This window comes from Flavobacterium sp. WC2509 (assembly GCF_052683105.1).
On record NZ_JBQZFG010000001.1, the window covers coordinates 2,057,632 to 2,081,284 of the forward strand.

Annotated in this window: 24 protein-coding genes; 10 read left to right on the top strand and 14 right to left on the bottom strand. The window is 32.5% G+C overall.

The features are described from left to right. Positions 1-142: 142 nt before the first annotated feature. The 3 genes from ACUN3A_RS08625 (at position 143) to nadD (ending at position 2,265) form a co-directional block, all read left to right on the top strand. A complete protein-coding gene (locus ACUN3A_RS08625; protein WP_445550887.1) occupies positions 143-1,003 on the top strand; it encodes a YicC/YloC family endoribonuclease in 861 nt (286 codons plus the stop codon). A 23-nt stretch (positions 1,004-1,026) separates the two neighbouring features. Continuing rightward, on the top strand, positions 1,027-1,599 hold the full coding sequence (gene gmk / locus ACUN3A_RS08630; protein WP_445550888.1) for a guanylate kinase: 573 nt from the start codon (positions 1,027-1,029) through the stop codon (positions 1,597-1,599). 84 nt (positions 1,600-1,683) lie between these two features. Next, positions 1,684-2,265 carry a nicotinate (nicotinamide) nucleotide adenylyltransferase gene (nadD, locus tag ACUN3A_RS08635; RefSeq protein ID WP_445550889.1) on the top strand — a complete coding sequence of 194 codons (582 nt, stop codon included), beginning with the start codon at positions 1,684-1,686 and terminating at the stop codon, positions 2,263-2,265. 2 nt (positions 2,266-2,267) lie between these two features. On the opposite strand, the gene ACUN3A_RS08640 is transcribed toward nadD, so the two are convergent. Beyond that, positions 2,268-3,164, bottom strand: a complete 897-nt coding sequence (locus ACUN3A_RS08640) for a LysR family transcriptional regulator (RefSeq protein ID WP_445552823.1) — start codon at positions 3,162-3,164, stop codon at positions 2,268-2,270. Positions 3,165-3,254: 90 nt separating this feature from the next. Between ACUN3A_RS08640 and ACUN3A_RS08645 the strand changes: the two genes are divergently transcribed. The 3 genes from ACUN3A_RS08645 to ACUN3A_RS08655 all read left to right on the top strand — a co-directional run bounded on the left by ACUN3A_RS08645 (position 3,255) and on the right by ACUN3A_RS08655 (position 6,609). After that, positions 3,255-4,019 carry a type 1 glutamine amidotransferase domain-containing protein gene (locus ACUN3A_RS08645; protein WP_445550890.1) on the top strand — a complete coding sequence of 255 codons (765 nt, stop codon included), beginning with the start codon at positions 3,255-3,257 and terminating at the stop codon, positions 4,017-4,019. A 131-nt stretch (positions 4,020-4,150) separates the two neighbouring features. Further along, positions 4,151-5,314 (top strand): iron-containing alcohol dehydrogenase, encoded by a 1,164-nt coding sequence (locus tag ACUN3A_RS08650; protein WP_445550891.1) that lies wholly within the window; start codon positions 4,151-4,153, stop codon positions 5,312-5,314. Positions 5,315-5,613: 299 nt separating this feature from the next. Further along, positions 5,614-6,609 carry an NAD(P)H-dependent glycerol-3-phosphate dehydrogenase gene (locus ACUN3A_RS08655; protein ID WP_445552824.1) on the top strand — a complete coding sequence of 332 codons (996 nt, stop codon included), beginning with the start codon at positions 5,614-5,616 and terminating at the stop codon, positions 6,607-6,609. Positions 6,610-6,757: 148 nt separating this feature from the next. Here the strand turns inward: ACUN3A_RS08655 and ACUN3A_RS08660 are convergent, their stop codons facing one another. The 3 genes from ACUN3A_RS08660 to ACUN3A_RS08670 all read right to left on the bottom strand — a co-directional run bounded on the left by ACUN3A_RS08660 (position 6,758) and on the right by ACUN3A_RS08670 (position 8,808). Next, positions 6,758-7,165: a hypothetical protein gene (locus ACUN3A_RS08660; protein ID WP_445550892.1), complete on the bottom strand. Its 408-nt coding sequence runs from the start codon at positions 7,163-7,165 to the stop codon at positions 6,758-6,760. Between the two features lie 145 nt (positions 7,166-7,310). Continuing rightward, the gene (gene pheS, locus ACUN3A_RS08665) at positions 7,311-8,330 is read right to left on the bottom strand and encodes a phenylalanine--tRNA ligase subunit alpha (protein WP_445550893.1); all 1,020 of its coding nucleotides are present in this window, start codon (positions 8,328-8,330) and stop codon (positions 7,311-7,313) included. A 121-nt stretch (positions 8,331-8,451) separates the two neighbouring features. Continuing rightward, positions 8,452-8,808 carry a hypothetical protein gene (locus ACUN3A_RS08670; protein ID WP_445550894.1) on the bottom strand — a complete coding sequence of 119 codons (357 nt, stop codon included), beginning with the start codon at positions 8,806-8,808 and terminating at the stop codon, positions 8,452-8,454. Positions 8,809-8,970: 162 nt separating this feature from the next. Between ACUN3A_RS08670 and ACUN3A_RS08675 the strand changes: the two genes are divergently transcribed. Further along, positions 8,971-9,471: a CvpA family protein gene (locus tag ACUN3A_RS08675; RefSeq protein ID WP_445550895.1), complete on the top strand. Its 501-nt coding sequence runs from the start codon at positions 8,971-8,973 to the stop codon at positions 9,469-9,471. Between the two features lie 143 nt (positions 9,472-9,614). Here ACUN3A_RS08675 and ACUN3A_RS08680 read toward each other — a convergent pair whose 3' ends face one another. The 9 genes from ACUN3A_RS08680 to ACUN3A_RS08720 all read right to left on the bottom strand — a co-directional run bounded on the left by ACUN3A_RS08680 (position 9,615) and on the right by ACUN3A_RS08720 (position 19,306). Then, positions 9,615-10,358 carry a tetratricopeptide repeat protein gene (locus tag ACUN3A_RS08680; RefSeq protein ID WP_445550896.1) on the bottom strand — a complete coding sequence of 248 codons (744 nt, stop codon included), beginning with the start codon at positions 10,356-10,358 and terminating at the stop codon, positions 9,615-9,617. Between the two features lie 50 nt (positions 10,359-10,408). Further along, positions 10,409-12,157: a BatD family protein gene (locus ACUN3A_RS08685; protein ID WP_445550897.1), complete on the bottom strand. Its 1,749-nt coding sequence runs from the start codon at positions 12,155-12,157 to the stop codon at positions 10,409-10,411. Positions 12,158-12,248: 91 nt separating this feature from the next. Next, positions 12,249-13,025 (bottom strand): tetratricopeptide repeat protein, encoded by a 777-nt coding sequence (locus tag ACUN3A_RS08690; protein ID WP_445550898.1) that lies wholly within the window; start codon positions 13,023-13,025, stop codon positions 12,249-12,251. Between the two features lie 64 nt (positions 13,026-13,089). Next, positions 13,090-14,124: a VWA domain-containing protein gene (locus ACUN3A_RS08695; protein ID WP_445552825.1), complete on the bottom strand. Its 1,035-nt coding sequence runs from the start codon at positions 14,122-14,124 to the stop codon at positions 13,090-13,092. Positions 14,125-14,196: 72 nt separating this feature from the next. Next, a complete protein-coding gene (locus ACUN3A_RS08700; RefSeq protein WP_445550899.1) occupies positions 14,197-15,198 on the bottom strand; it encodes a vWA domain-containing protein in 1,002 nt (333 codons plus the stop codon). Then, positions 15,198-16,823, bottom strand: a complete 1,626-nt coding sequence (locus ACUN3A_RS08705; protein WP_445550900.1) for a hypothetical protein — start codon at positions 16,821-16,823, stop codon at positions 15,198-15,200. Before ACUN3A_RS08705 ends, ACUN3A_RS08700 begins: the two co-directional genes overlap by 1 nt. 93 nt (positions 16,824-16,916) lie before the next feature. After that, positions 16,917-17,276: a four helix bundle protein gene (locus tag ACUN3A_RS08710; protein ID WP_445550901.1), complete on the bottom strand. Its 360-nt coding sequence runs from the start codon at positions 17,274-17,276 to the stop codon at positions 16,917-16,919. Between the two features lie 84 nt (positions 17,277-17,360). Continuing rightward, the gene (locus tag ACUN3A_RS08715; RefSeq protein ID WP_445550902.1) at positions 17,361-18,224 is read right to left on the bottom strand and encodes a DUF58 domain-containing protein; all 864 of its coding nucleotides are present in this window, start codon (positions 18,222-18,224) and stop codon (positions 17,361-17,363) included. A gap of 77 nt (positions 18,225-18,301) precedes the next feature. Beyond that, positions 18,302-19,306 (bottom strand): AAA family ATPase, encoded by a 1,005-nt coding sequence (locus ACUN3A_RS08720; protein WP_445550903.1) that lies wholly within the window; start codon positions 19,304-19,306, stop codon positions 18,302-18,304. A 455-nt stretch (positions 19,307-19,761) separates the two neighbouring features. Here ACUN3A_RS08720 and ACUN3A_RS08725 point away from each other — a divergent pair, with 455 nt between their 5' ends. The 3 genes from ACUN3A_RS08725 (at position 19,762) to ACUN3A_RS08735 (ending at position 22,667) form a co-directional block, all read left to right on the top strand. Next, the gene (locus tag ACUN3A_RS08725) at positions 19,762-20,898 is read left to right on the top strand and encodes an ATP-binding protein (protein ID WP_445550904.1); all 1,137 of its coding nucleotides are present in this window, start codon (positions 19,762-19,764) and stop codon (positions 20,896-20,898) included. A gap of 466 nt (positions 20,899-21,364) precedes the next feature. Continuing rightward, positions 21,365-22,096 carry a metallophosphoesterase family protein gene (locus tag ACUN3A_RS08730; RefSeq protein WP_445550905.1) on the top strand — a complete coding sequence of 244 codons (732 nt, stop codon included), beginning with the start codon at positions 21,365-21,367 and terminating at the stop codon, positions 22,094-22,096. A 46-nt stretch (positions 22,097-22,142) separates the two neighbouring features. Then, positions 22,143-22,667, top strand: coding sequence for a DUF6646 family protein (locus tag ACUN3A_RS08735; protein ID WP_445550906.1), 525 nt, complete (start codon positions 22,143-22,145; stop codon positions 22,665-22,667). Positions 22,668-22,738: 71 nt separating this feature from the next. Here ACUN3A_RS08735 and ACUN3A_RS08740 read toward each other — a convergent pair whose 3' ends face one another. After that, positions 22,739-23,647 (bottom strand): TlpA family protein disulfide reductase, encoded by a 909-nt coding sequence (locus ACUN3A_RS08740; RefSeq protein ID WP_445550907.1) that lies wholly within the window; start codon positions 23,645-23,647, stop codon positions 22,739-22,741. Between the last annotated feature and the right edge of the window lie 6 nt (positions 23,648-23,653).

Sequence of the window (23,653 nt, forward strand, 5' to 3'; positions counted from 1 at the left end):
GGTTTTTTAGTATTCAATGCTATAATAAAATTTATAGTTAATTTTTTAAAACTAAAGATTATACATTAAACTTAATCACTGCATACTAAAAACTGACCTCTGAACACTTTTTTCTTATCTTTGAACACTTTTAGAAAAATATATGATACAATCGATGACTGGTTTTGGTAAAGCCACTTTGCAATTACCTACCAAAAAAATTACAGTAGAAGTAAAATCTTTAAACAGTAAAGGTTTAGATTTAAATGTACGCATGCCTTCACTGTATCGCGAAATGGAACTGGGTTTACGTAACCAAATCGCTTTGAAACTAGAAAGAGGTAAGGTAGATTTTTCTATTTTTATCGAAAGTACAGCAGAGCAAACTTCAACCAAAGTCAATGTTCCTATTGTAAAAGCCTACATCAAACAATTAAGAGATGTCTATGCTGATGCTGATGAAACTGAATTAATGAAAATGGCTGTTCGTATGCCTGACACCATGAAAATAGAGCGCGAAGAAATCGACGAAAATGATTGGGCTCAAATCCAAACCGCTATCGAAGAAGCGTTACAAAATATTTTAAATTTTCGCAGAGACGAAGGACAATCTTTGGAAAATGAGTTTCAGTTGAGAATTGGTAATATTCGTCAGTATATGAATGAAGCTTTGGCACTAGATCCAGAACGTGTTCAGGCCATAAAAGATCGTTTGCAAACTGCAATTGCTGAGTTGAAAGTAAATGTAGATGAAAACCGTTTTGAGCAAGAATTAATCTATTATTTAGAAAAACTTGACATTACAGAAGAAAAAGTGCGTTTGACTAACCACCTGGATTATTTCTTGGAAACTATCAAAGGAACAGAAGCTAACGGTAGAAAACTAGGTTTCATTACTCAGGAAATGGGTCGTGAAATTAACACTATGGGATCTAAATCGAATCACGCACAAATGCAAAAATTAGTGGTTCAGATGAAAGATGAATTGGAAAAAATTAAAGAACAAGTATTAAACGTACTTTAAAAAATAGATTTCAGATTTAAAGAATGAAAAAGGGAAAATTAATAGTTTTTTCAGCACCATCTGGTTCAGGAAAAACGACTATCGTTAGACATTTATTAAAGCAGGAAGATTTGAATTTAGAATTCTCTATTTCAGCTGCAACGCGTGAAGCACGTGGTGAAGAAGTGAATGGGAAAGATTATTACTTCATGTCTTTGAAAGATTTTAAAAACCACATCAAAGCTGAAGAATTTGTAGAATGGGAAGAAGTTTATCGTGATAATTTCTATGGCACTCTAAAAAGTGAAGTAGAACGCATTTGGGCTCAAGGCAAAAACGTAATTTTTGATATTGATGTTGCTGGCGGTTTGCGTATAAAACATAAATTCCCAGAGGAAACTTTGGCTGTTTTTGTAAAACCTCCAAGTGTTGATGAACTCAAAAGAAGATTAAAAGAACGTTCTACCGAAACCGAAGACAAAATCAATATGCGTATTGCTAAAGCCCACGTAGAATTAGCTACTGCACCTCAATTTGACGTGATTATCAAAAACTATGATTTACCTGTTGCACTTGAAGAAGCCTATCAATTAGTTAAGGATTTTGTAAATAAATAAATTTAAAAATTGAAAGATTTAAAAATTAAAGTCACTTTACATAATTTTTAAATCTTTCAATTTTTAAATCTTTCAATTAAACTCATGAAAATCGGACTTTATTTCGGAACTTATAATCCCATCCATGTGGGGCACTTGATTATTGCCAATCACATGGCGGAGCATGCCGATTTAGATCAGGTTTGGATGGTTGTAACACCCCACAATCCGTTAAAAAAGAAAGCAACTTTACTTGATGATCATCAGCGATTGCAAATGGTGTATCTGGCAACGGAAGATTTTCCAAAAATAAAACCATCGGATATTGAGTTTAAACTTTCGCAACCTAATTATACGGTCAATACTTTGATTCATTTACATGAAAAATATCCTGATTATGAGTTTTCATTGATTATGGGCGAAGACAATTTGAAAACGCTTCATAAATGGAAAAACTATGAGGTGATTTTAGAAAATCATGCTATTTATGTCTATCCAAGAATATCTTCTGAAGATGAAAATCTCGAATTAAAATCGCATCCAAAAGTTCATATTATTGATGCGCCAATTGTAGAAATATCCTCTACCGACATTCGTCACAATATCAAAAAGGGTAAAAATGTTCAGCCATTATTGCCCCATAAAGTCTGGGATTATATTGATCACAATAATTTTTATAGGAAATAGAATTAGCTTAAAACTTTATTAAGCTCCGTTTCAATATCCTCAAAAAACGAACTCAAATTTTCATTTTTACCAGACAACAAAAACACTTCTGTGCTTGGCATATCTTTGCTGTTCCATATCAGCTGCAATTTCTTTTCCTGAATAAAATTTTTAGCATTGATATTCCAAGTAACGGCAACTCCTGTATTCCTGCTAAGAATTTCCAGCATTTCATATTCTGACGGAATGATATAATTGGCCACGATTGACGGTCTTTTTTTAGCAAAAACATGCAACCAAAATAATTTAATATGTGGAATTCCGGCATCATGACTGTACCATTTTTGGTCATTTAACCAATTTTCGATGGTCTTAAAATCTTTGGCTTTAATGTTTTGTTTAAAACTCGAAACATCAATATTGGTAGAGCCTACAATAACTTGCTTGATATCACCCACCTTTTTCTGAATCGTATCAAAAGTGTCAAACTTCTTGGTTACTATGGCAAAATCTAATTTTTTGGAATTCACCAAATCGAACAATGCGTCATTAGTATGAAACGTAAAATCGATAAAATCAAATTTAGAAATTAATGCGCTTCCTATACTGCTCATTAAATGTCTGGATATACCAATAGACAATAATCGATTAGCGTTAAAAGCTTTGGCACGAAATCCATTCTCTACATTTTCCAATCGGTCTAAGGCATCAATAATTAGATTATTGAGTAACTTAGCGTATTCCGTTGGTTCAACCCCTTTGGACTTTCGATTAAAAAGCTTGTAGCCTACATGTGCCTCCAACATTACTATTTGCTGACTTACAGCTGGTTGACTTATAAATAATTCTTTGGCAGCCAATGAAAAATTGCCATTTTTATAAACTGATTTAAATGTTCTGTACCATTCCAGATTGACCATGATATAAATATATTTATCACAAACATAATTTAAATTATTTTTACTAATATCATATTCGTCATAAATTTGTAATCTCAAATAAAATAAATCATGAAAAAAATAACCGTATTAACAATTCTAGCATTAATTGTAAGTTGTTTTATCGCAACTGCACAAAAAAACAAAAAGATGAAAAAAGTATTATTCGTAGTTACCAGTCACGACAAATTGGGTAACACAGGAGAAAAAACAGGATTTTGGACAGAAGAATTAGCCGCGCCTTACTATGCATTGCTTGATCAAGGCGTGATTATTGACATCGCTACGCCAAAGGGAGGACAACCGCCAATTGACCCAAAAAGTGCCGATCCATCATCAGCAACCGAAGACACAAAACGATTTGATGCCGATAAAATTTTATTGGAAAAACTAAAAAACACCAAAAAATTAGCTGACGTTAATCAAGCCGATTATGACGCGGTTTTTTACCCTGGAGGCCACGGACCACTTTGGGATTTGGTTGAAGATAAAAATTCCATTGCTTTAATTGAGTCATTTTATACACATAAAAAACCAGTAGCTTTTGTATGTCATGCTCCTGCTGTTTTAAAAAATGTAAAAGTTAATGGACAATTTTTAGTAAAAGGAAAAAAAGTTACAGGTTTCGCTAACACCGAAGAAGAAGCTGTTGGATTAACTAAAATTGTTCCTTTTTTATTGGAAGATGTATTGCAAAAAGAAGGAGCAATCTATAGCAAAGGAGCCGATTGGCATCCGTATGCAGTTGAAGATGGTTTACTAATTACAGGTCAAAACCCAGCATCCTCAAAACTAGTTGCTGAAAAATTATTAGCGCAATTAAATTCAAAAAAATAAAAATAGACGCTAAGATTCTGAGAAACTAAGTTGCTAAGATTTGAGTAGATTATATTTGAAAATAAACTTTCAAAAAACTTAGAATCTTAGCAACTTAGTGTCTTAGCATCTTTAATAAAAAACAAACACCCATGTTAAATTTCGAATTATACAATCCTACCAAATTGGTTTTTGGAAAAGGACAAATAGAAAAATTATCAACTTTAATTCCAGCAAATGCCAAAATTCTTCTCGCTTATGGCGGTGGAAGTATTTTTAAAAATGGTGTTCACGAGCAAGTCCGCAAAAGTCTGGAAGGATATGATATTGTTGAATTTGGAGGAATTGAAGCCAATCCACATTTTGAAACTTTAATGAAAGCAGTCGCCATAATCAGAGAACAAAAAATTGATTTTATTCTGGCTGTTGGTGGTGGAAGCGTTATCGATGGCGTGAAATTTATTTCGGCTGCCGTTCCTTTTGAAGGCGATCCTATTGACATTCTAAAAAAGAGAATTCTTTTCAAAGAAGGTTCAACAGTAATTCCGTTTGGTACCGTTTTAACTTTACCAGCCACAGGAAGTGAAATGAATTCAGGTTCGGTGGTGACTATTGCTACTACTCAAGAAAAACTTGATTTTGGAGGTTCGGCCTTATTTCCTAAGTTTTCAATTTGTGATCCAACCGTAATTGCATCGTTGCCTAAAAGACAATTGCAAAACGGAGTTGTAGATGCTTATACTCATGTCCTTGAACAATACCTTACCTATGTACACGAAGGATATTTACAAGACCGAATCTCAGAAGGTATTTTGCAGACCTTAATTCAAATAGGTCCTGATGTGGTAGAAAATCCAACTGATTATGCTTTGGCTTCCAATTTTATGTGGAGTTGTACGATGGCATTGAACGGATTGATTCAAAAAGGTGTTCCAAGTGATTGGGCAACACACATGATTGGTCACGAATTGACGGCACTTTATGGAATTGACCATGCCAGAACATTAGCAATTATAGGCCCTAATCTATATAAAGTAATGTTTGAAACCAAAAAAGAAAAACTAGCACAATACGGAAAACGCGTGTTTCAATTAACTGGAACTGATGAAGAAATTGCTGCTGAAGCTATTGAAAAAACAGTGGCATTCTTTCACACTATGGGAATGAAAACGTTACTTTCTGAAAATGCAGAAAACTTTGAAAAAACAGCTGATTTTATTGTCGATCGTTTCGAAAAAAGAGGCTGGAAAGCATTGGGAGAAAAACAAAATATTACTTTAGAAAAAGTAAAAAAAATTGTAGTAATGAGTTACTAATCAAAGTAAAAAATAGTCATAAAAAAGGCGTTCCCTTAACCCATTTTAGAACGCCTTTTCAAAATACTAAAACAAAACTAACTAACTCAATATTCATATTTAAATTCTAAACCATTTATTTATAATGACTTACAACGCAAGCATTACATAAATATTGTGCTGAGTTTTAAAAAAAATATTAAATATCTAAATTTTTTCCAAAACCAATGTAAAACCCTATAAATTAAAGGCTTGGTTAAAAAAATTAATTTGTATTATTGGTCAAATTTTAAGTACTTTTGATGAAATTTAATAAAATAATGGCCGATAATTTAAAATTTGCAGTGATTGGGGGCGGAAGCTGGGCTACTGCTATAGCTAAAATGTTGTGCGTAAATCTTCCTGAGATTTCATGGTATATGCGTAATGATGCTGCCATTGAACACATTAAAAACCACAAACACAATCCAAATTACTTAAGCTCTGTAGAGTTTGACAATACAAAACTAAAACTTACCAACGATATCAATGAAGCGGTTGCTTATGCTGATTACATCATATTTGCTATTCCATCTGCTTTTTTAAACTCTGAATTAGAAAAACTTACCGTTTCTTTAAAAGACAAAATTATTTTTTCAGCCATTAAAGGAATTGTTCCTGAAACCAGTTTAATCGTTGGCGAACATTTTCACTATAAATACGACATTCCATACTATAATATTGGTGTAATTACTGGTCCTTGTCACGCTGAAGAGGTAGCTCTAGAAAGACTTTCTTACTTAACTATTGCTTGTGGTGATCCAGACAAAGCTTCAATGGTTGCCAAAAATTTATCAAGCAACTATATCAAAGCAAAAATCTCTGATGATATTATAGGAACTGAATATGCTGCAATGTTAAAAAATATTTATGCAGTAGCAGCTGGTATCGCTCATGGATTGGGTTATGGTGATAATTTCCAATCGGTTATTATGAGTAATGCTATTCGTGAGATGAAAAAATTCATCAAAAAAGTGCATAAAATGAAACGAAATATCAATGATTCGGCCTATTTGGGAGATTTATTGGTTACTGGTTATTCTGTTTTTTCGAGAAACCGAATGTTCGGGAATATGATTGGAAAAGGTTATACAGTAAAATCGGCTCAAATGGAAATGAGCATGGTTGCCGAAGGATATTATGCCGTAAAAAGTGCTTATAAACTAAACCAAGGTTATGGTGCAAGTACACCTATTATTGATGCGGTTTATGCCATTTTGTATGAAGGAAAAGAAGCTAAAGCAGTATTTAAAAAATTGACTGAGGAACTTGATTAAAAATTAGTGTTCAGAGTTCAGTTTTTAGTGTTCAGCTGAATCTAACATCAATTTTCAACAATAAAAAAGGGATTTTCTAATTAAGAAAATCCCTTTTTTATTTATTCACTCAGCTAAGTACTGAATACTAAAAACTGAACTCTGAACACTATTTTACCATCACACCTTCTACAAATAAAATAGGCACTTCTTCGGTGGCTTCTTCATTTATGGAATTTGCTTTGAAAATAAATTTTTTGTCGTATAATGTGTTTCCGATGAAATAAGTTACCATAAACTCATTGTTGAGTGCCAATACACTTTTTTCAATCATCTCTATTTTAACTACTGAAACAGCTGGAACTTCCATGAAAGCGTGACGCAAAAGAGAAGTTTTCTTCATTTCACCGTCAATGGTTCCAAAAGCTTTAGAAACCACCATCACACTATCCAATTGAAAATCGCTGTCATTTATTAAATACGCATACCATACTTTTTCCATAAAATCGTCGCTCCATTCTTGAACGGCTGCAAGGAATACGTTTTCAACTTCGGGGATGGTGATGTCGGATTTCATTCTTTTGGAATATTATTGTGATTGTTGTACTAAACTAAATATGTTGAATACGGGATGCCCTAGCCCAGATGGAAACGGCATCCTTTTCCTTTTTTCTTTAAAAAGGAAAAGATACAGTGGACAGCTGGAAATAGCTCCTTATAATTTATATGCTTGCTTTGAATTGCTCTAAGAAACGCACGTCATTTTCATAAAACATACGGATATCACCAATTTGGTACAATAACATCGCGATACGCTCAATTCCCATTCCAAATGCAAAACCGTTGTATTCGTTAGGATCGATTCCGCAATTGGTAAGAACATTAGGATCTACCATTCCGCAACCCATAATCTCTAACCAACCTGTTCCTTTGGTGATACGGTAATCGGTTTCGGTTTTTAAACCCCAATAAATATCAACTTCGGCGCTTGGCTCAGTAAATGGAAAATACGAAGGACGCAAACGGATTTTTGATTTTCCGAACATCTCTTTCGTGAAATATAGAAGGGTTTGTTTCAAGTCGGCAAAAGAAACATCTTTGTCAATATACAATCCTTCTACTTGATGAAAAATACAGTGAGAACGTGAAGAAACCGCTTCATTTCTAAAAACTCTACCGGGAGAAATAGTTCTAATTGGCGGTTTATTATTTTCCATATAACGCACTTGTACAGATGAAGTGTGCGTACGCAACAAAATATCTGGGTTAGTTTGTATGAAAAAAGTATCTTGCATATCACGTGCCGGATGGTATTCAGGCAAGTTTAACGCAGTGAAATTATGCCAATCGTCTTCAATTTCTGGTCCTTCGGAAACATTGAAACCTATATTTGAAAAGACATCAATAATTTGGTTTTTTACCAATGAAATAGGATGACGAGAACCGATAATTGTTGGCTCGGCAGTACGAGTTAAATCTCCGTAAAAACCTTTAATTTCTTCTTTACTTGCTAAAGTTTCTTGGATAGATTTTACTTTTTCTTCTGCTGAAGTTTTAAGTAAATTAATCACTTGTCCAAATTCCTTTTTTTGGTCGTTAGGAACATTTTTGAATTCAGCAAACAAGTCTTTCAACAAACCTTTACTCCCTAAGAATTTAATTCTAAAGGTTTCTAGTTCTGCTGGATTTTGTGTTGAGAAAGCTTGAGCTTCACCAATATATTCTTTTATCTTATCTATCATTTTCATTCCGTAATTGAGAGTGCAAATTTAGGAAAAAGTTAGAAGCTAGAAGTTAGAAGTTAGAAGTTTTTCTAAACATCTGCCTATAAATCATAAATCGTTAAGCAATACTATTAAATCATCAATCTATCACTTCTCTTTCCAGAAAATAATTAACAATTGCTTCTTTCATCAAAACAGATTGTTCACCTGCTTTTAAAGGAGGCAACTGCTCTTTTACTTTGTAATGTGGCCAACCTTCTTCGTCAAAAAATTCGAATTCGTAGAATCCGTATGGTTCTAATAATCTGCAAATGGCAATATGCATCAAATTGAGTTTTTCGTCTTTTTTGAATTCACGGTGTACTTTTCCAAGTTCCTGTACTCCAATTAAATAAATGATGGCATCCAAATCTAAATCTTCACCTTGCGAAAATTGATTGGAAAGTATATCGACAAGCCGTTCCCAGCGTTCTTTTAGTTGTGTGTCTCTTGACATTTTGATTTTTGATTTTTGATTAACGATTTTTGATCGCAGATGTATTCCACAGATTTTCAAAAATGTAATCGGATTATTTTGTGCAAAGATAAGAACTTGAAAATTGACAATGGTTAAGGAACATTTCTTTTATCTTTGCGCTTTTAATTTTAAAATAAAAAAATGAGTTTTTTTGATATTGTTGTAGGCGGGCTATTGTGTTTTTCATTGTACAAAGGAATTAGAAATGGTCTTTTTGTCGAAATGGCTTCATTCTTTTCTCTTATTTTGGGAATTTATATTGCCATAAAATTTTCGGCTGTAGTGAAAACTATTTTATCAAGTTGGTTGCATTGGAACCCATATACCATTCAGATTTTTGCTTTTATCCTTACTTTTATTATCGTGGTCGTTGGGATTTATATGCTTGGAAAGTTCTTAACCAATGTAGCTGATTTTGCCTTTTTAGGTTGGATTAATAGTGTTGGAGGTGGTTTTTTTAGAGTTTTAAAGACCATTTTGATCATCAGCATATTTCTAACCCTTTTTCAAAAAATAAATTATCATAATTATCTAGCGAAGAAAGAAACTCTTGATAATTCTATTTTCTTTAATCCGATTCAAAAGATAGCTGGATTTATTTTCCCTTCTATTGAGAAATGGTATGATAACGCGAGGAAGTAATCAGTGTTCAGTTTTTAGTAATCAATTTGTTATAAACCACAACAGCCCATAGTTGAAACTATGGGCTGTTGTGGTTTAATCTGAATATTTACGCGGAATGCAGTCTAAAAACTTTAATCTGCTTTCTGCAACCTGAACACTAATTACTTCACTTCTTTTATTGCTTTACTATCAATCCAACCTTCGGTTCCATCGGTTAATTGAATTTTTTTCCAATTGTCTAGTGTTTCTTCCACGTAAACTTTAGTGCCTTCGTGCAAAATAAAAATCGAACTGCTAGCATTTTGAGGTTCGCTTCTTACATCAGCAGATTCAGCAAAAACGATAGCTGGTCTTTCGTTATCAAAATGACTTTTTTCAAAAAAAGCTGCCAAAACACTCATTAAAACAAAAAGCAAAACGATAAACATTCCCACAAAGAAAAGTCTTTTAATAACCCCGGTTTCAGAAAAATAATAACCTATAAAAAATATCAAAAACAAAACCGCAAAACCAATAGCAATACAAGCCCAAGTGTCGAATGGATAAATTCCGGTAAAGTCCCGAAGAAGTTTTCCAAAACCAACTTTTGGGATTACTTTGATTTCATCAATAGTTCTTTTTTGAGCAAATTTTATATTGTTTAAGGCCTCTTGATTATTTGGGTCTAAAACTAGGGCTTTCTCATAATTATAAATAGAAGGAGCTGTTTTTTGCAATTTATAATAACAATTCCCTAAATTAAAATACAATTCGGCTGACTCTTTATTTGTTGCCAAAACTGATTCATACTCTTTGACAGCAAGATCATACTTCCCATTTTTGTATAAATCACTTCCTTTTTCAAAGCCAGTTTGGGCAAAGAAAACTTGTGAGATTAATAATAGTATGTAAAAAACGTTTTTCATTTTAATTTTTTTAGTTTCTTAGAATCTTAAATTCTTAGCCTCTTAGTTACTTAGATTTGTTTTTCTAATTCAGAAATGATGGCTACTGCTTTATCAAAATCGTGTTGTATTGTTGCGCTAGATGATGGAGCATATCTCGCAATTTCGCAATTCTCGGTAAGTGCAATAAAATCATTTACGGATTGAGGATTTACTTTTCTAGACAATAATAATTCTCGAATATTGTCTTTACTCATTTCCGAGGTTTCAATATGTAATTTTGCTTTCAAGAAATTATGCATTGCTTTTTCCAGCGCCACATAAAACGGCTCTTTATTATTGATTTGTTTTTTGGCTTCAGATAAATATTTCTTAGCCAATTTATTATTCATTTTAATTCGGTTACCAAAAACATCACTATCTATTGCTTCTTTTTTCTTTCTGAATAGTATAATTATCGGAAGCAATAAGAATGGTAAAAACAATAACCCGTAAAATTTATTAGATCCAAAAAAAGCAGGCTCTTTACTGGATACCAAATTTGTTCTTAAATCAATATATCTAAATTGTTCCGTAGGTTCAATCTTATTTTTACCAGCACTAGCTGTTGCTGGTGTTCCAGCTGTTTGTGAAGGCCCATCTAATACATTGATTTTTATCTCCGAAGAACTGATTGTTTTATAAGTTCCAGTTCCTAGATCAAAATACGAAAAATGCATTGGCTTAATAACATAATCGCCCTTGTATTGTGGTACTATAGTATACGAATCTGATATTTTGCCATTCATTCCAGACAATGGTGTGCTTACTTTTTCGCTGTGAACCGCATCGTACATTTCTAATGCATTTGGCACTTCTGGTTTTGGCAACGTAAATAATTTTAGGTTTCCTGTACCTGTAACGCTCAAAACAAGATCTAAGCTTTCACCATTTTTCAAAGTAGTTTTAGAAGGAATAGCCTTGAAATCAAATTTACCAACAGCTCCTGTAAAATCTATTGGTTTACCCGTTTCTGGCAATGGTTTTACATTGATAGTTTTGGCTCCTGCCGATACTCTTTTATTTCCATCGGTCACTATCATACGTCCAAACATATCTCTACGATTGGTAGGCAATTGAACATCAATATCCATTGCCAAAGGTTCAATCACAAGCTTTCCTGATTTCTGAGGATATAAAATTACTTTCTTTAATACAACATAACGGTATTTCTCCCCTTTGAACATGCCTTCTTCGGGAACCAATTGTTTGATTTCAATGTTTTGACTCCAAAAGTTATTGTATTTGGGTTTGCTTAGTTCTTTCAAATTATTAATCCCAATATTGTAACTTAAATACAATTTGTAAACTACCGTAATAGGCTGATTGACATAAGGATTCATATTTGTAATGTCTGCAACTAAATAAAGATTATCATCTGCAGAAATTTGAGAATCATTTGGATCTCTAGGCTGTTCTGTAGCTGCAGTTACATTAATTTTTATAGGCTGAGTTTTGTAAATCTGACCGTTAAATTCAATAACCGCTTGTCTGATTGTTAAAGTCCCTTTTTGGGTAGGCAATAAATAATAAGAATAACTTTTCTCGAAAGAGGTTTTCCCATTAATCCAAGATTGGCTTACCTGCTGACTTGGCCCAGCAATAATTCTAAAGCCTTCAAAAGACGGTTGAACAAAATTATCGCCATCAATATTCATCACAAAATCAATACGAAGTCTCTCGTTGAGACCAAGCGTCGTTTTGCTTACTCTTGCCTCAAATTGTACTTGAGCCAAAAGTCCTTGGAAACATAATAAGAATAAAATTAAATATCGTTTCATTACTTGTCTTAAATCGTTTATTTGTTTAACTGTTTAATCGTTTAAGTGTTCCAAATGAACAAATAAACGATTAATCAAATCAACTTGAATTCTACCAGTCTTTCTCCGTTTTTACAGGAGCTCCTTTTACTTTATTGGCGTTTACTTTATCCTGAATTTTCTTTTCTTCATTATTTACGGCATCCAAAAGATTTTGCATTCGTTGTTTTGGAATTCCTCCTGGTTTTGGTTTTGGTTGTCCATCATCTTTGGGTTTACCATCATCCTTTTTATCTTTATCTCCGTCTTTCTTATCGTCCTTTTTATCCTTATCTCCGTCTTTCTTGTCCTGATCCTTCTTATCTTGATCTTTCTTGTCGTCCTTTTTATCTTTATCCTTGTCTTTGTTCTTGTCCTTATCTTTATTTTTGTCCTTCTTTTTATCGTCTTTTGGAGGAGGATTATCTTTTAGCATTTTTTTAGCTAAAGCATAGTTATAACGGGATTCATTATCATTGGGATCATTTCTCAAGGCATTTTTATAGGCTTCTACTGCTTGAGTATAATCTTTCTCTTTCATGAAAACATTTCCTAAATTATGGAAAGCTTTGTGCTTTTGCGATCTCGTTTTTAGGTTTTTCAACGCATTTGCATAAGCGAATTTAGATTCTGAAAATTGATTTTGTTTGTAAATAGCATTTCCTAAATTATATGAAGCTACTGTTCTATTTGGAAATTTAGAGTTTGATATTCTGTAATTAGCTTCGGCATCAACAAAATTCTTGGCTACATATTCCTCATTTGCTTCAGGCAAAACTTTATCTTTCACTTGGGCATTGGCCACAAAAGTTAAAAGCAGTAGTAGTAAGTATATAATTCTATTTTTCATTTTTATTTAATATTCAAAGTATTGGACAACAATCGACTCGTTAATTCCCTTTGATTTTAATATTTTATTTATTCTCGTTAAATAAATCCAATTTTTTTACCCACTTGGTTTTTCTTTCTAAAAGGAAAATATCTATAAATAATAACACAAACCCAATACCTAAAAACCATTGAAACTGCGATTGGAAGTCGGCCATTTGAGTTGCTTCAAATTCGGTCTTTTGAATTTTATCTAATGTTGCTTTGATGAAATCCAGTACGTCATGAGTATTGTTTCCATTTACATAACCACCACCTGTAATTTTGGCAATAGTCGTTAGACTGTTTGGATTTAATTTGGTAATTACGACCTCACCACTATTATCTCTTTGATAGCTTTCTACAATTCCGTTTTTCTTTAATGGAATAGTTCCTCCTTTTTCAGTTCCAAGACCAATAGTAACGATTTTCATTCCTAATTTCTTGGCTTCTTCTGCTGCGGCTTCGGCACCTTCTGAATGATCTTCTCCATCGGAAATCATAATCAGTAATTTGCTGGTTTTACTTTTTTCATCAAAATAAGTTCCCGCTAATTTTATAGCCTCGTCAAGCGATGTCCCTTGTGAAGAAACCATTCCCGGTCCCATACTCTGCAAAAACATTTTAGCTACACTATAATCAGTTGTAATAGGCAATACAGGAAATGCGCTTCCTGCGTAGGCGACAATCCCAATTCTATCACTTCCCAATTGATTAATAATCTGAGATACAATTTGCTTACTTTTTTCCAAACGGCTTGGTGCTACATCCTCACAAAGCATACTTTTAGAAACGTCCATTGCAAAGACAATATCTATTCCTTCTCTTTTTACAGTTTCTACTTTGGTTCCAATTTTTGGATTCACCAACCCAATTATTAACATAGCCAAAGCCAATAGCAATACTCCTAATTTCAAAGTTGGTTTGAAAACAGAACGCTCTGGACTTAATCTTTTGATTACTTCTAAATCACCAAACTCACGTTGTTTTTTTCTTTTCCAATATAAATTAAATAGAAAAAGTACCACCAAGACAGGCAGTATAAAAAGTAAGTATAAATAGTTGCGTTCGTCTAATTCCATTTGATTTTTCTTAATCACAGTTTTAGTCGCAGTTTTCAAATTAAAACTTTGACCAAGACTGAAAACTTTTTATTATATAAAACTCCTATATACTGTATTGCGTAAACCTATTTCCAATAACAATAAAAAACCTGCTAATAAAGCAAAAAACCTGAATTTTTCGTCATAATCATAGAACTTCAATTCTTCGATTTCTGTAGTTTCCAGTTTATTGATTTCGTTATAAATTTGAGCTAATTTATCATTACTTGTTGCTCTAAAATATTTACCTCCTGTTTTTGCTGCAATGTTTTTCATCAATTGTTCATCAATTTCTACTTTCATCATTTGAAAAAGCAGTTGTCCATTTGGTCCAATTGCATAAGGAGATTCGGCCATACCATTGGTACCAATACCAATAGTGTATACTTTTATACCATATTGTTGCGCAATATCTGATGCTGTTTCTGGTTCGATAAACCCTGCATTATTAACTCCATCTGTCAACAAAATAACCACTTTACTTTTTGCCTTACTATCTTTAAGACGGTTTACAGCAGTAGCTAATCCCATTCCAATTCCTGTTCCGTCCTGCAAAACATTATCGTATTTTATACTTTGAATCGCCTCTTGAATAACTGCTTTATCACTTGTTACTGGTGATTTTGTATAAGCTTCAGAAGCATAAACCACCAGTCCTATTCTATCATTTGGCCTTTCGTCTACGAATTCAGAAGCCACTCTTTTTATAGCTTCCATTCTGTTTGGCTTAAAATCCTTAGCCAACATACTACCAGATACATCGACAGCTACCACAATATCGATCCCTTTTGTAGTTTTGGTTTTATTGCTAATGTCTACTGTTCTTGGTCTAGCTAATGCAAATATTAATAATGATAATGCCAATATGCGCAAAACATCTAATCCTGGTTTTAGTTTTGTTAATAATGAATCCGAACCCTTGAATCCTTGAAGTGAACTCATTTTTAGGGTTGCTGTTTGTTGGTTTCTTTTCCAAAATAGCCAAGCAATTGCAACAGGCATCAGAAGAAACAACCAAAAAAATTCTGGATTTAAAAAGGTTATCTTTTCCATTAGTTACTTGCTGATTTAAGTTCTACTGAATTCAAAATGCGATCTGATAATTCCGTAGCATATTTGTCCCCTTCTTCATGAAGAATCATTATTTGTTGTAATCCTCCTTCTTGTCCAAAAAGTACTATTTCATAATATAATTTTGAACTTGTTTGAGTATTGCTGTCAATTCTAGAAAATGTTCCGTATCCTTTTTTTCCTGTTATTCCTTTATTAGTTTGAAAATCTTCCTGTTTAACAATCATATTTTGTGCCCCTTGAGTCTCTAATACTTTTAAAGAACTTTCTATAGCTTTAGACAAATCAAGAGTTCCTTCCTGTTTGTATTTTATAGTAGAAACCATAATATAAAAATTATCCAACAAACTTCCATATCCAAAAGACTGCATCTCTTTTATAAGTGCCATTCCTTCTTTTGGCAATGATTTTGTCAAATCCATTCTTTTCAAAACCTTTGGAGTTTCAATTATTACTCCTGGATTTCCATACTCACTTTTAACCCATTCACCCTCTAACAATTCTTTGGTTGGATGTCCCAGCACATTGTCTTTTACATAATCAAACCCTTTGGTTACTATGAAATAAGTTGTTGTAGCAAAAAGTAAAAAAAGAACAGAGCCTATTGAGATTGCAATACGCTGATTTCTCTTTTTTCTAAGTAAAATTTGAATTTGTTTTTGTTTTTGAGCTTCATTCAAAATAGTATCTTCCTCAATTGGTACCTCAACCGGAATAGCTTGGTCAAGAGTTAAAATCGCTTTTTGAATTCTATTTCTATCTTCGGTAATTTCAAATTCTAATGGTTTAGATTTTGCAAATTTCACTAAATCGGCTTGTTTCAAAACGGTAAATAAATTTTCTATCGTTTCCTGAGAAAGTTTCATTTTCTTTTTTAAAGAAGCCGTTTTCAATCCATCGATCAATTCAGAAGTAGTACTTTCCATTGCAGGAATTTCTATAGCTTCTTCGATATAATTTCGAGCGATATCCGTCAATTCACTATAATATTCTTTGACTTCACCATGTTGCCAAAGCTCTTTCTTCTCTAATATATTAAGTAAACTTGTTGCTCTTTCTATAGGTGTTTTATAAACTTCCTCCTCTATTTTTTTCTTCTGACGAATTTTTAGGTACCAATAAACAAAAGCACCTGCTCCTAAAAGCAATAGTATTCCCAAAAGATATTTCCACCAATCTCCCCATGAATCTTCGGCTTTTACAATATCTTTAATGTCATACATTTTTTGTCTTAATGTATCGACTTCAACATTGGCAACCTCAACTTTGATAGAATCCGTTGCATATGCTTTATTGTTAATCAGAATTTTTATACTTGGAATGGTATATTTCCCCGAATCAAATTGAGTCAAACCGTACTTTTTAATTAATTCGTAGCGGTCGTCTTTTTTGATGGTATCAATTGGATAGGACTGAATCACCTCAAGTGCTCCAATGTTTTTTAATTTTGGAAAAACAACTTTAGATAACGTATCTACAGACGTTTTTAAAGTTAATTTAAACTCAGCTCCAATTTTATTTTTTGTGGTATCGATGCTGGTAACTACTTTTTGCTGTGCAAAAATAGAAGTCGAAAACAGTAAGTATATTAATAGTTTTTTGAACATTTCTTTGGAAAATTTGATTGAAGATTGAAGGTTAACGATTTTTGATTTCAGATTTTCCACCTAATAAAAATTGTTTTCAATCCAGAAAATATATTATTTCAAATTTGTTTTTGCCGTTTTTATACTTGATACGAAAATAGAAATCAACTCATTTATTTCTATCTTTGCCATCGTTAAATTATTTAAATCTGAACTTAAATTTGCTTTTTCGACTATCCTTAAACACACGAAAGTTTCTCTTAATTCTTTTAAACAAATACCCATTTTATGAATAAAATCCTTTGTGCTTTCCGCACTTTGAGCTTCTCCATAATTTAATGCCGGTGAAGTTCCAGATCTAATTATTTGTCCTCCTAAATGGTTTCCTGCGTAGTTTACTTTAAAAGTACTAGCCGAAATTATTATAGTAGCTGCAAAATCTATTAATCTGTTTTCAAGTTCTTGTTTATTCATTATATATATTTAGTTTACCAAAAAATCTTTATCTCATTCCAGAAAATCAGCAATCAAAAATCGTTAATCTTAAATCTGAAATCCCTACCTCGATTTAAAATAGCCTAATAATTTAGTAACATAACTTTCGTCCACTCTAGTATTTACAACTCCTGAACCCGATTTACTGAAAGTTTCTTTAAAATAATTCACATTATCGTGATAGTGCTTTTCATAATTCATTCGCACCGATTTAGATCCTGTATTAATCAGTCTCGTTTCGCCAGTCTCTGCATCTATCATAGAAACCATTCCTAAATTTGGCATTTTCTCTTCGCGAATATCATACACTCGAATACCAGTAATATCATGTTTCTTGGAAGCAATCTTCAATGTATGCTCATATTCGGCCGACATAAAATCGGAAATAACGAATACAATCGCTTTCTTTTTTTGAGTACCTGATAAAAATTTTAAGGCTTGTGCAAGATCCGTTTTATAGCTTTTAGGTTCAAATTCTATCAATTCACGAATGATTCTTAGCACGTGAGACCTTCCTTTTTTTGGCGGAATATACAATTCAATTTGGTCCGAAAATAAAATAAGTCCAATTTTATCATTGTTTTGAGTAGCCGAAAATGCCATTGTAGCGGCAATCTCGGTAACAATTTCTTTTTTAAACTGATTTTTAGAACCAAAACTTTCCGAACCAGAAATATCAACCATTAACATCATGGTCAATTCTCTTTCTTCTTCAAAAACTTTTACGTGAGCTTCATTGTATCTGGCGGTTACGTTCCAATCGATGGCACGAATGTCATCCCCAAATTGATATTGACGAACCTCGCTAAAAGTCATCCCTCGTCCTTTGAACGACGTATGGTATTCGCCCGAAAAGATGTGATCACTCAATCTTCGGGTTTTAATTTCTATTTTACGTACTTTTTTTAAAAGCTCTTTTGTATCCATTTTTAATTTGGTTTATGGTAATTGGTTGTTGGTTGTCGGTTTAAAACCATCAACCACAAACTATCAACCATCAACTTTTAAGGTACTTCAATTTCGTTAATGATTTTATTGATGATGTCTACAGAAGTAATATTTTCAGCTTCAGCTTCATAAGTAACTCCAATTCTGTGACGCAAAATATCATGTACAACTGCGCGAACATCTTCTGGGATTACATATCCACGGCGTTTGATAAAAGCATAACATTTGGCAGCCGTAGCAAGATTGATACTTCCACGAGGAGAAGCTCCAAAACTGATTAAAGGTTTCAAATCAGCCAATTTATATTTCTCTGGATAACGAGTTGCGAAAATAATATCCAGTATGTATTTCTCTATTTTTTCGTCCATGTAAACCTCACGAACTGCTTCTTGTGCTCTTAAAATTTGCTCAACAGAAACGACAGGATTTACTTTTTCATAACTTCCTTTCAGATTTTGACGAATTACTAAACGCTCGTCTTCCATCTTTGGATAATCGATAACTGTTTTCAACATAAAACGGTCAACTTGCGCTTCAGGCAATTGATAAGTTCCTTCTTGCTCGATAGGGTTTTGAGTTGCTAAAACTAAAAACGGCTTATCTAATTTGAAAGTTGTATCACCAATCGTAACCTGTTTTTCCTGCATCGCCTCTAGCAAAGCTGATTGTACTTTGGCAGGAGCACGGTTAATCTCATCGGCAAGAACGAAATTAGCAAAAATTGGTCCTTTTTTTATAGAAAACTCATTCGATTTAATATTATAAATCATGGTTCCGATAACATCTGCAGGCAATAAATCAGGAGTAAACTGAATTCGACTAAATGACCCTTGAATGGCTTGTGAAAGTGTATTTATGGCTAATGTTTTTGCCAATCCAGGAACCCCTTCCAAAAGAATATGTCCTTGTCCCAAAAGTCCGATTAGCAATCGCTCAATCATGTGTTTTTGTCCCACAATGACTTTGTTCATTTCCATAGTAAGAAGATCTATAAAAGCACTCTCTCTTTCTATTTTTTCATTGATTGCTCTAATGTCTAAAGTCGCTGAATTCTGTTCCATATTATTATATTTAAACCTCTTTTATTTAGTGTCTTTATTTGATGGTGCAAATTGAATTTTTTTTTAGACCTAAGATGTTAAAAAATGGTTAAAACTTCTACGAATCCCCCAATTTTAAGGACGAATTATGATAGTATTTATCTATTTTTAAGAAGTATAAATAATTAACAACAAATTCATAGAATTAGTCATATCATTACAAGAGAGATAACCAAATTTAAAGCTTGAGTAAAAATCCGTTTTCAAAAATTATTATTGGCTAAAAAGCATCGCAGAATTTATTATTGGAAAAGTTTTTAACGAAAGCAAAAAAACAGTAACTATTTTCGTTTTTAGAAGTTTAAAATTTTAATTGTCATTTATCAAATTTTTGGTTATTTCATTACTGCTGAATTTATTATGTTTAAAATCAGTAAATTTAGAATTTATAAAAAATAAACTATTCTGTTTTAGCAATGATTAACAAGCGGCTCCTTATCAAAAACCTATTAGCTCACAATGATGAGAGTAGTTTTTATGATAAAAAAAGACAGCTGAATCTGCACACCCGAGAAGGAAAAGGAAAATTTTTAAAACACATCTGTGCCTTATCAAATTCTAACCCTACTAACAATTCTTATATAGTAGTTGGTGTAGAAGATGAAAACAATCAAATTGTGGGGGATGATTTTTTTGACGATAGCCGAATTCAGAATTTAGTTAACGCTTTTCTTGAAAATCCACCCCGAATTCAATATGAAAATGTGCCTTTTCCAAATCTGCCGAAGGATAAGGTTATTGGTCTGGTAACCATAAAACCAAATAGTAAAATTTCTTCTTTTAAAAAAGGAATACATACCATTCCCGCCAATAGTGTTTTCATTCGAAGAGGAAGTAACACTATGCCTGTGGAAGGGGAAATAGAGAAAAACTTTCAAAACACAGAAACCGTTATCGGAATTGAAAATAATTCTAGAAACAGTATCAAATATACGCTTGACGGCGTGATTGATTTTATGAATTTTCGCCATAAAGACATGGCACCAAAGTATAAAGTTTTTAAAGAATTGTTTGTTATTTGCTGGGCTGGAATTATCAAAGAATCCAAAAACAAAACCTATTTGTCCCGAGTAGATATTGAACTCATTAACGAACAAATTAAACTATTTTATTCAACTCTTGATGTAGTTGAAATTACCTATGACGAAGATAGTTTTACAATTATTGAATACGTTCCTTTAGATTTGAATGGCAAAATGACTTATTATCCTCTTGAGGAACAAACAATCCATTTTCAGGATAATGGCTATTATAAAATTGACCGAAAAATTCTTTTTGATCCTCCAAAATACAATAAGAAAATGTTGTTCCATATTTATAATTCTAACATTGCAATATTGAATAAATTAGAAAAGAACATTAATTTATCGGAACGAGAGAGAAAAGATTTAAATCATTTACCATCTACCTTTATGATTTGTTACCTAAATGGTTTTGAAGATGCTAAACAAAAGTTGATAGATGCCAAAACAGTATTAAAGCCTTTCACACAGGTCTATCTTTCTTTTAAAGAAGCCTTGCGGATTTTAAGAAAAATGAAATATGATGTGTAATAAAAGTGTATTGCGCTTTAGGATTTTTTTATAATTAACTAAACAATCCTGAAACCCAAGTAACCAGATCAATAATAACCTGACAAACAAAATTAGTCATCAAAAGCAATAAAGTCAGAAGTGCGTTCATTTTAAAATTTTAATAAAATTATAATGATTCTCAATCAAAAACCAATCACTAGAAAAGTTGTATTTTTGAATTCCAAATGTAAGTAAAATTAAGTTACTTTTTACATTATTGGCCTGAAATTCAACGGCTATAAACGCCAATTTGGCCGATTTTTTCTTAATAAAAACTTAAATTTTGTTTTCCCCCCTATTTCTTACTTTATAATTAAAGTATTGTTTATCAATAATTAAGAGCCTTCTAACGTTATTTCTTTTTATAAACGATATTACCCGTCTGTAAAAAAAAACAATAGATATTACTTTTCTGCTATTTTTGTAAAAGAACAAATTGTGAATAATGAGAACATTAGTAATAGGAGACATACACGGTGGTTTGAGAGCCTTGCATCAAATTCTGGAGAGAGCAAACGTAAATACAAATGATAAACTCATTTTTTTAGGCGATTATGTTGATGGCTGGAGCCAGTCACCTCAAGTAATTGATTTCTTGATTGCGTTACAAGAAACACATGATGTAATTTGTATTCGTGGTAATCATGATGAATTACTAAGAGAATGGCTCAAGGATAATAAAGATAATGAACAATGGTATCAACATGGTGGAGAAGCGACCGTTTTGGCTTATGAAAAAGTTAATGACGAAACCAAAAAAAGGCATGTAAAATTCCTTGAATCTCTACATGATTATTATCTGGATGAACAAAACAGAATGTTTATTCATGCTGGTTTTACTAATATGAACGGAGTGAATTTTGAATATTTCCCTAAATTATTTTATTGGGATAGAACACTTTGGGAAACCGCTTTGGCTTTGGATCCAAAAATGCAATCTGATCATCCGTACTATCCAAAACGTTTTACATTATACAACGAAATCTACATTGGTCACACTCCAGTTTCACGTATTGGAAAAACAACTCCAGTACAAAAAGCGAATATCTGGAATATAGACACTAGTGCCGCATTCACAGGACCGCTAACGATATTAGATGTTGATACAAAAGAGTTTTGGCAAAGCGAACCCTTGCCTAGTTTATATCCTACAGAAAAAGGACGAAATAAAATCTAAATACTATATTTGCCGCCAATTAATTGTCAATTTATATTTTCAACAAATGAAAAAAATTATTACCGTTTTATTTTTAGTTTCTATTGGAATAACAAATGCACAACAGGCCTTTAAAGGTAATGGTGATGCAAAAATTAATATTGGTGCCAACATCCAAGACGGAGGCTCAGGAATTCAAGCATCTGCTGATTTTGGTCTTGGTGAAAATTTCTCTTACGGGTTTGTTGCTACGTATTTATTAGGAGTAGATGAATTTTCAGGCATTTATGGTACAAACACTTATGCTAACTTAAAACCAGAATTTCAAGATCGTTTTGATGCAAAATTTAGAGTTAATGCAAATTTGTGCAGTGTAATTGGCGTAGATCAATTAGATATTTATCCAGGTTTGAGCTTAGGATTACGCAATTTTGGAGGTCATCTTGGAGGTCGTTACTTTTTTACTGATGGATTTGGTGTTTTTACAGAATTTGGATTCCCAATTGCAAAATACAATAATGACAAAGACGTATTCGATCATTTAAACAATCAAGTTACTTTTAGTTTAGGAGCTTCGTTTAATTTGGATTAATCTCAATAGAAGAAAAAAAGCGTCTTGATTGTTCAATCAAGACGCTTTTTTATTTGAAATAATTTACAATTCTATTTCATGCCAATTTGTTGTTTTATTATTTCATTATCAATTTCTTTATACACGTCCTTATATCCTCCCGATTTATAAGAAGTAATTATTCCTTGCGGATTGACTACAATATGGACAGGAAAGGAGTTACCGAAAAGTTTTTTTATTTCTTCCTTATCACTAAACGTCTGCTTGTATTTAAATTCATGTTCCTTCAGATGTGATTCTAAATCATTCTTGTTATTCCAAGCAACAGCAAGAAATATAATATTGGGATTAGATTTGTATTTCTCCACCAATGTGTTTAATCCTGGAATTTCCTGTCTGCATGGAGCACATCCTATTGACCACCAATTAACAACAACTATTTTACCAATAAAATCTTTAACAGAAACAATATCTCCGTTCAAAGAAGTAAACTGCATTGATGGAAACGGTTTGTCCTTTACTAATGCTTTATTGACATTTATAATTGTCGCTGTTTTACTTTTATGATCTTTGTTGTCATACCATAGATATTGAAGTTCATTAGTAGAAGTATTATTTATTAGCTCTAAAGAAATTTTTTTCGAAGATTTACCCAAACTAATGTCTATTCTATTTGAAGGGAATTGATTTGATTCATTTTTTAAAAGACTAACTACTTCAAAACTTGATAATTTATTGTTAATGTAAGATGAAATCCAACAGTCCCTTTGTCCTTGTTTTATCATAATTCCAGCAACAATTTTTATACTGTCAATTCCTGTTTTCAAATTTGAATAACTCTCAATAGTTATCCCCATTCCACCATATTGTTTCAATAACTGATCTATTTCTGTCGGACATCCAGCAATTAATTTGCTTGTTAAATACGATTTTTGATTTTGGGCGTGTAATGATCCTGAAAAAATTATCGTGAAAAATAAAATTAATAATGATTGCTTCATGTTGTG

What these genes read in the sequence shown, in the direction of transcription:
- ACUN3A_RS08700 (WP_445550899.1), bottom strand. Translation starts at nt 15,198, where the DNA reads ATGGAAAAGATAACCTTTTTAAATCCAGAATTTTTTTGGTTGTTTCTT.
- ACUN3A_RS08685 (WP_445550897.1), bottom strand. Translation starts at nt 12,157, where the DNA reads ATGAAACGATATTTAATTTTATTCTTATTATGTTTCCAAGGACTTTTG.
- gmk (WP_445550888.1), top strand. Translation starts at nt 1,027, where the DNA reads ATGAAAAAGGGAAAATTAATAGTTTTTTCAGCACCATCTGGTTCAGGA.
- ACUN3A_RS08720 (WP_445550903.1), bottom strand. Translation starts at nt 19,306, where the DNA reads ATGGAACAGAATTCAGCGACTTTAGACATTAGAGCAATCAATGAAAAA.
- ACUN3A_RS08705 (WP_445550900.1), bottom strand. Translation starts at nt 16,823, where the DNA reads ATGTTCAAAAAACTATTAATATACTTACTGTTTTCGACTTCTATTTTT.
- ACUN3A_RS08730 (WP_445550905.1), top strand. Translation starts at nt 21,365, where the DNA reads ATGAGAACATTAGTAATAGGAGACATACACGGTGGTTTGAGAGCCTTG.
- ACUN3A_RS08660 (WP_445550892.1), bottom strand. Translation starts at nt 7,165, where the DNA reads ATGAAATCCGACATCACCATCCCCGAAGTTGAAAACGTATTCCTTGCA.
- nadD (WP_445550889.1), top strand. Translation starts at nt 1,684, where the DNA reads ATGAAAATCGGACTTTATTTCGGAACTTATAATCCCATCCATGTGGGG.
- ACUN3A_RS08740 (WP_445550907.1), bottom strand. Translation starts at nt 23,647, where the DNA reads ATGAAGCAATCATTATTAATTTTATTTTTCACGATAATTTTTTCAGGA.
- ACUN3A_RS08695 (WP_445552825.1), bottom strand. Translation starts at nt 14,124, where the DNA reads ATGGAATTAGACGAACGCAACTATTTATACTTACTTTTTATACTGCCT.
- ACUN3A_RS08680 (WP_445550896.1), bottom strand. Translation starts at nt 10,358, where the DNA reads ATGAAAAACGTTTTTTACATACTATTATTAATCTCACAAGTTTTCTTT.
- ACUN3A_RS08640 (WP_445552823.1), bottom strand. Translation starts at nt 3,164, where the DNA reads ATGGTCAATCTGGAATGGTACAGAACATTTAAATCAGTTTATAAAAAT.
- ACUN3A_RS08725 (WP_445550904.1), top strand. Translation starts at nt 19,762, where the DNA reads ATGATTAACAAGCGGCTCCTTATCAAAAACCTATTAGCTCACAATGAT.
- ACUN3A_RS08735 (WP_445550906.1), top strand. Translation starts at nt 22,143, where the DNA reads ATGAAAAAAATTATTACCGTTTTATTTTTAGTTTCTATTGGAATAACA.
- ACUN3A_RS08645 (WP_445550890.1), top strand. Translation starts at nt 3,255, where the DNA reads ATGAAAAAAATAACCGTATTAACAATTCTAGCATTAATTGTAAGTTGT.
- ACUN3A_RS08675 (WP_445550895.1), top strand. Translation starts at nt 8,971, where the DNA reads ATGAGTTTTTTTGATATTGTTGTAGGCGGGCTATTGTGTTTTTCATTG.
- ACUN3A_RS08690 (WP_445550898.1), bottom strand. Translation starts at nt 13,025, where the DNA reads ATGAAAAATAGAATTATATACTTACTACTACTGCTTTTAACTTTTGTG.
- ACUN3A_RS08670 (WP_445550894.1), bottom strand. Translation starts at nt 8,808, where the DNA reads ATGTCAAGAGACACACAACTAAAAGAACGCTGGGAACGGCTTGTCGAT.
- ACUN3A_RS08710 (WP_445550901.1), bottom strand. Translation starts at nt 17,276, where the DNA reads ATGAATAAACAAGAACTTGAAAACAGATTAATAGATTTTGCAGCTACT.
- ACUN3A_RS08655 (WP_445552824.1), top strand. Translation starts at nt 5,614, where the DNA reads ATGGCCGATAATTTAAAATTTGCAGTGATTGGGGGCGGAAGCTGGGCT.
- pheS (WP_445550893.1), bottom strand. Translation starts at nt 8,330, where the DNA reads ATGATAGATAAGATAAAAGAATATATTGGTGAAGCTCAAGCTTTCTCA.
- ACUN3A_RS08715 (WP_445550902.1), bottom strand. Translation starts at nt 18,224, where the DNA reads ATGGATACAAAAGAGCTTTTAAAAAAAGTACGTAAAATAGAAATTAAA.
- ACUN3A_RS08625 (WP_445550887.1), top strand. Translation starts at nt 143, where the DNA reads ATGATACAATCGATGACTGGTTTTGGTAAAGCCACTTTGCAATTACCT.
- ACUN3A_RS08650 (WP_445550891.1), top strand. Translation starts at nt 4,151, where the DNA reads ATGTTAAATTTCGAATTATACAATCCTACCAAATTGGTTTTTGGAAAA.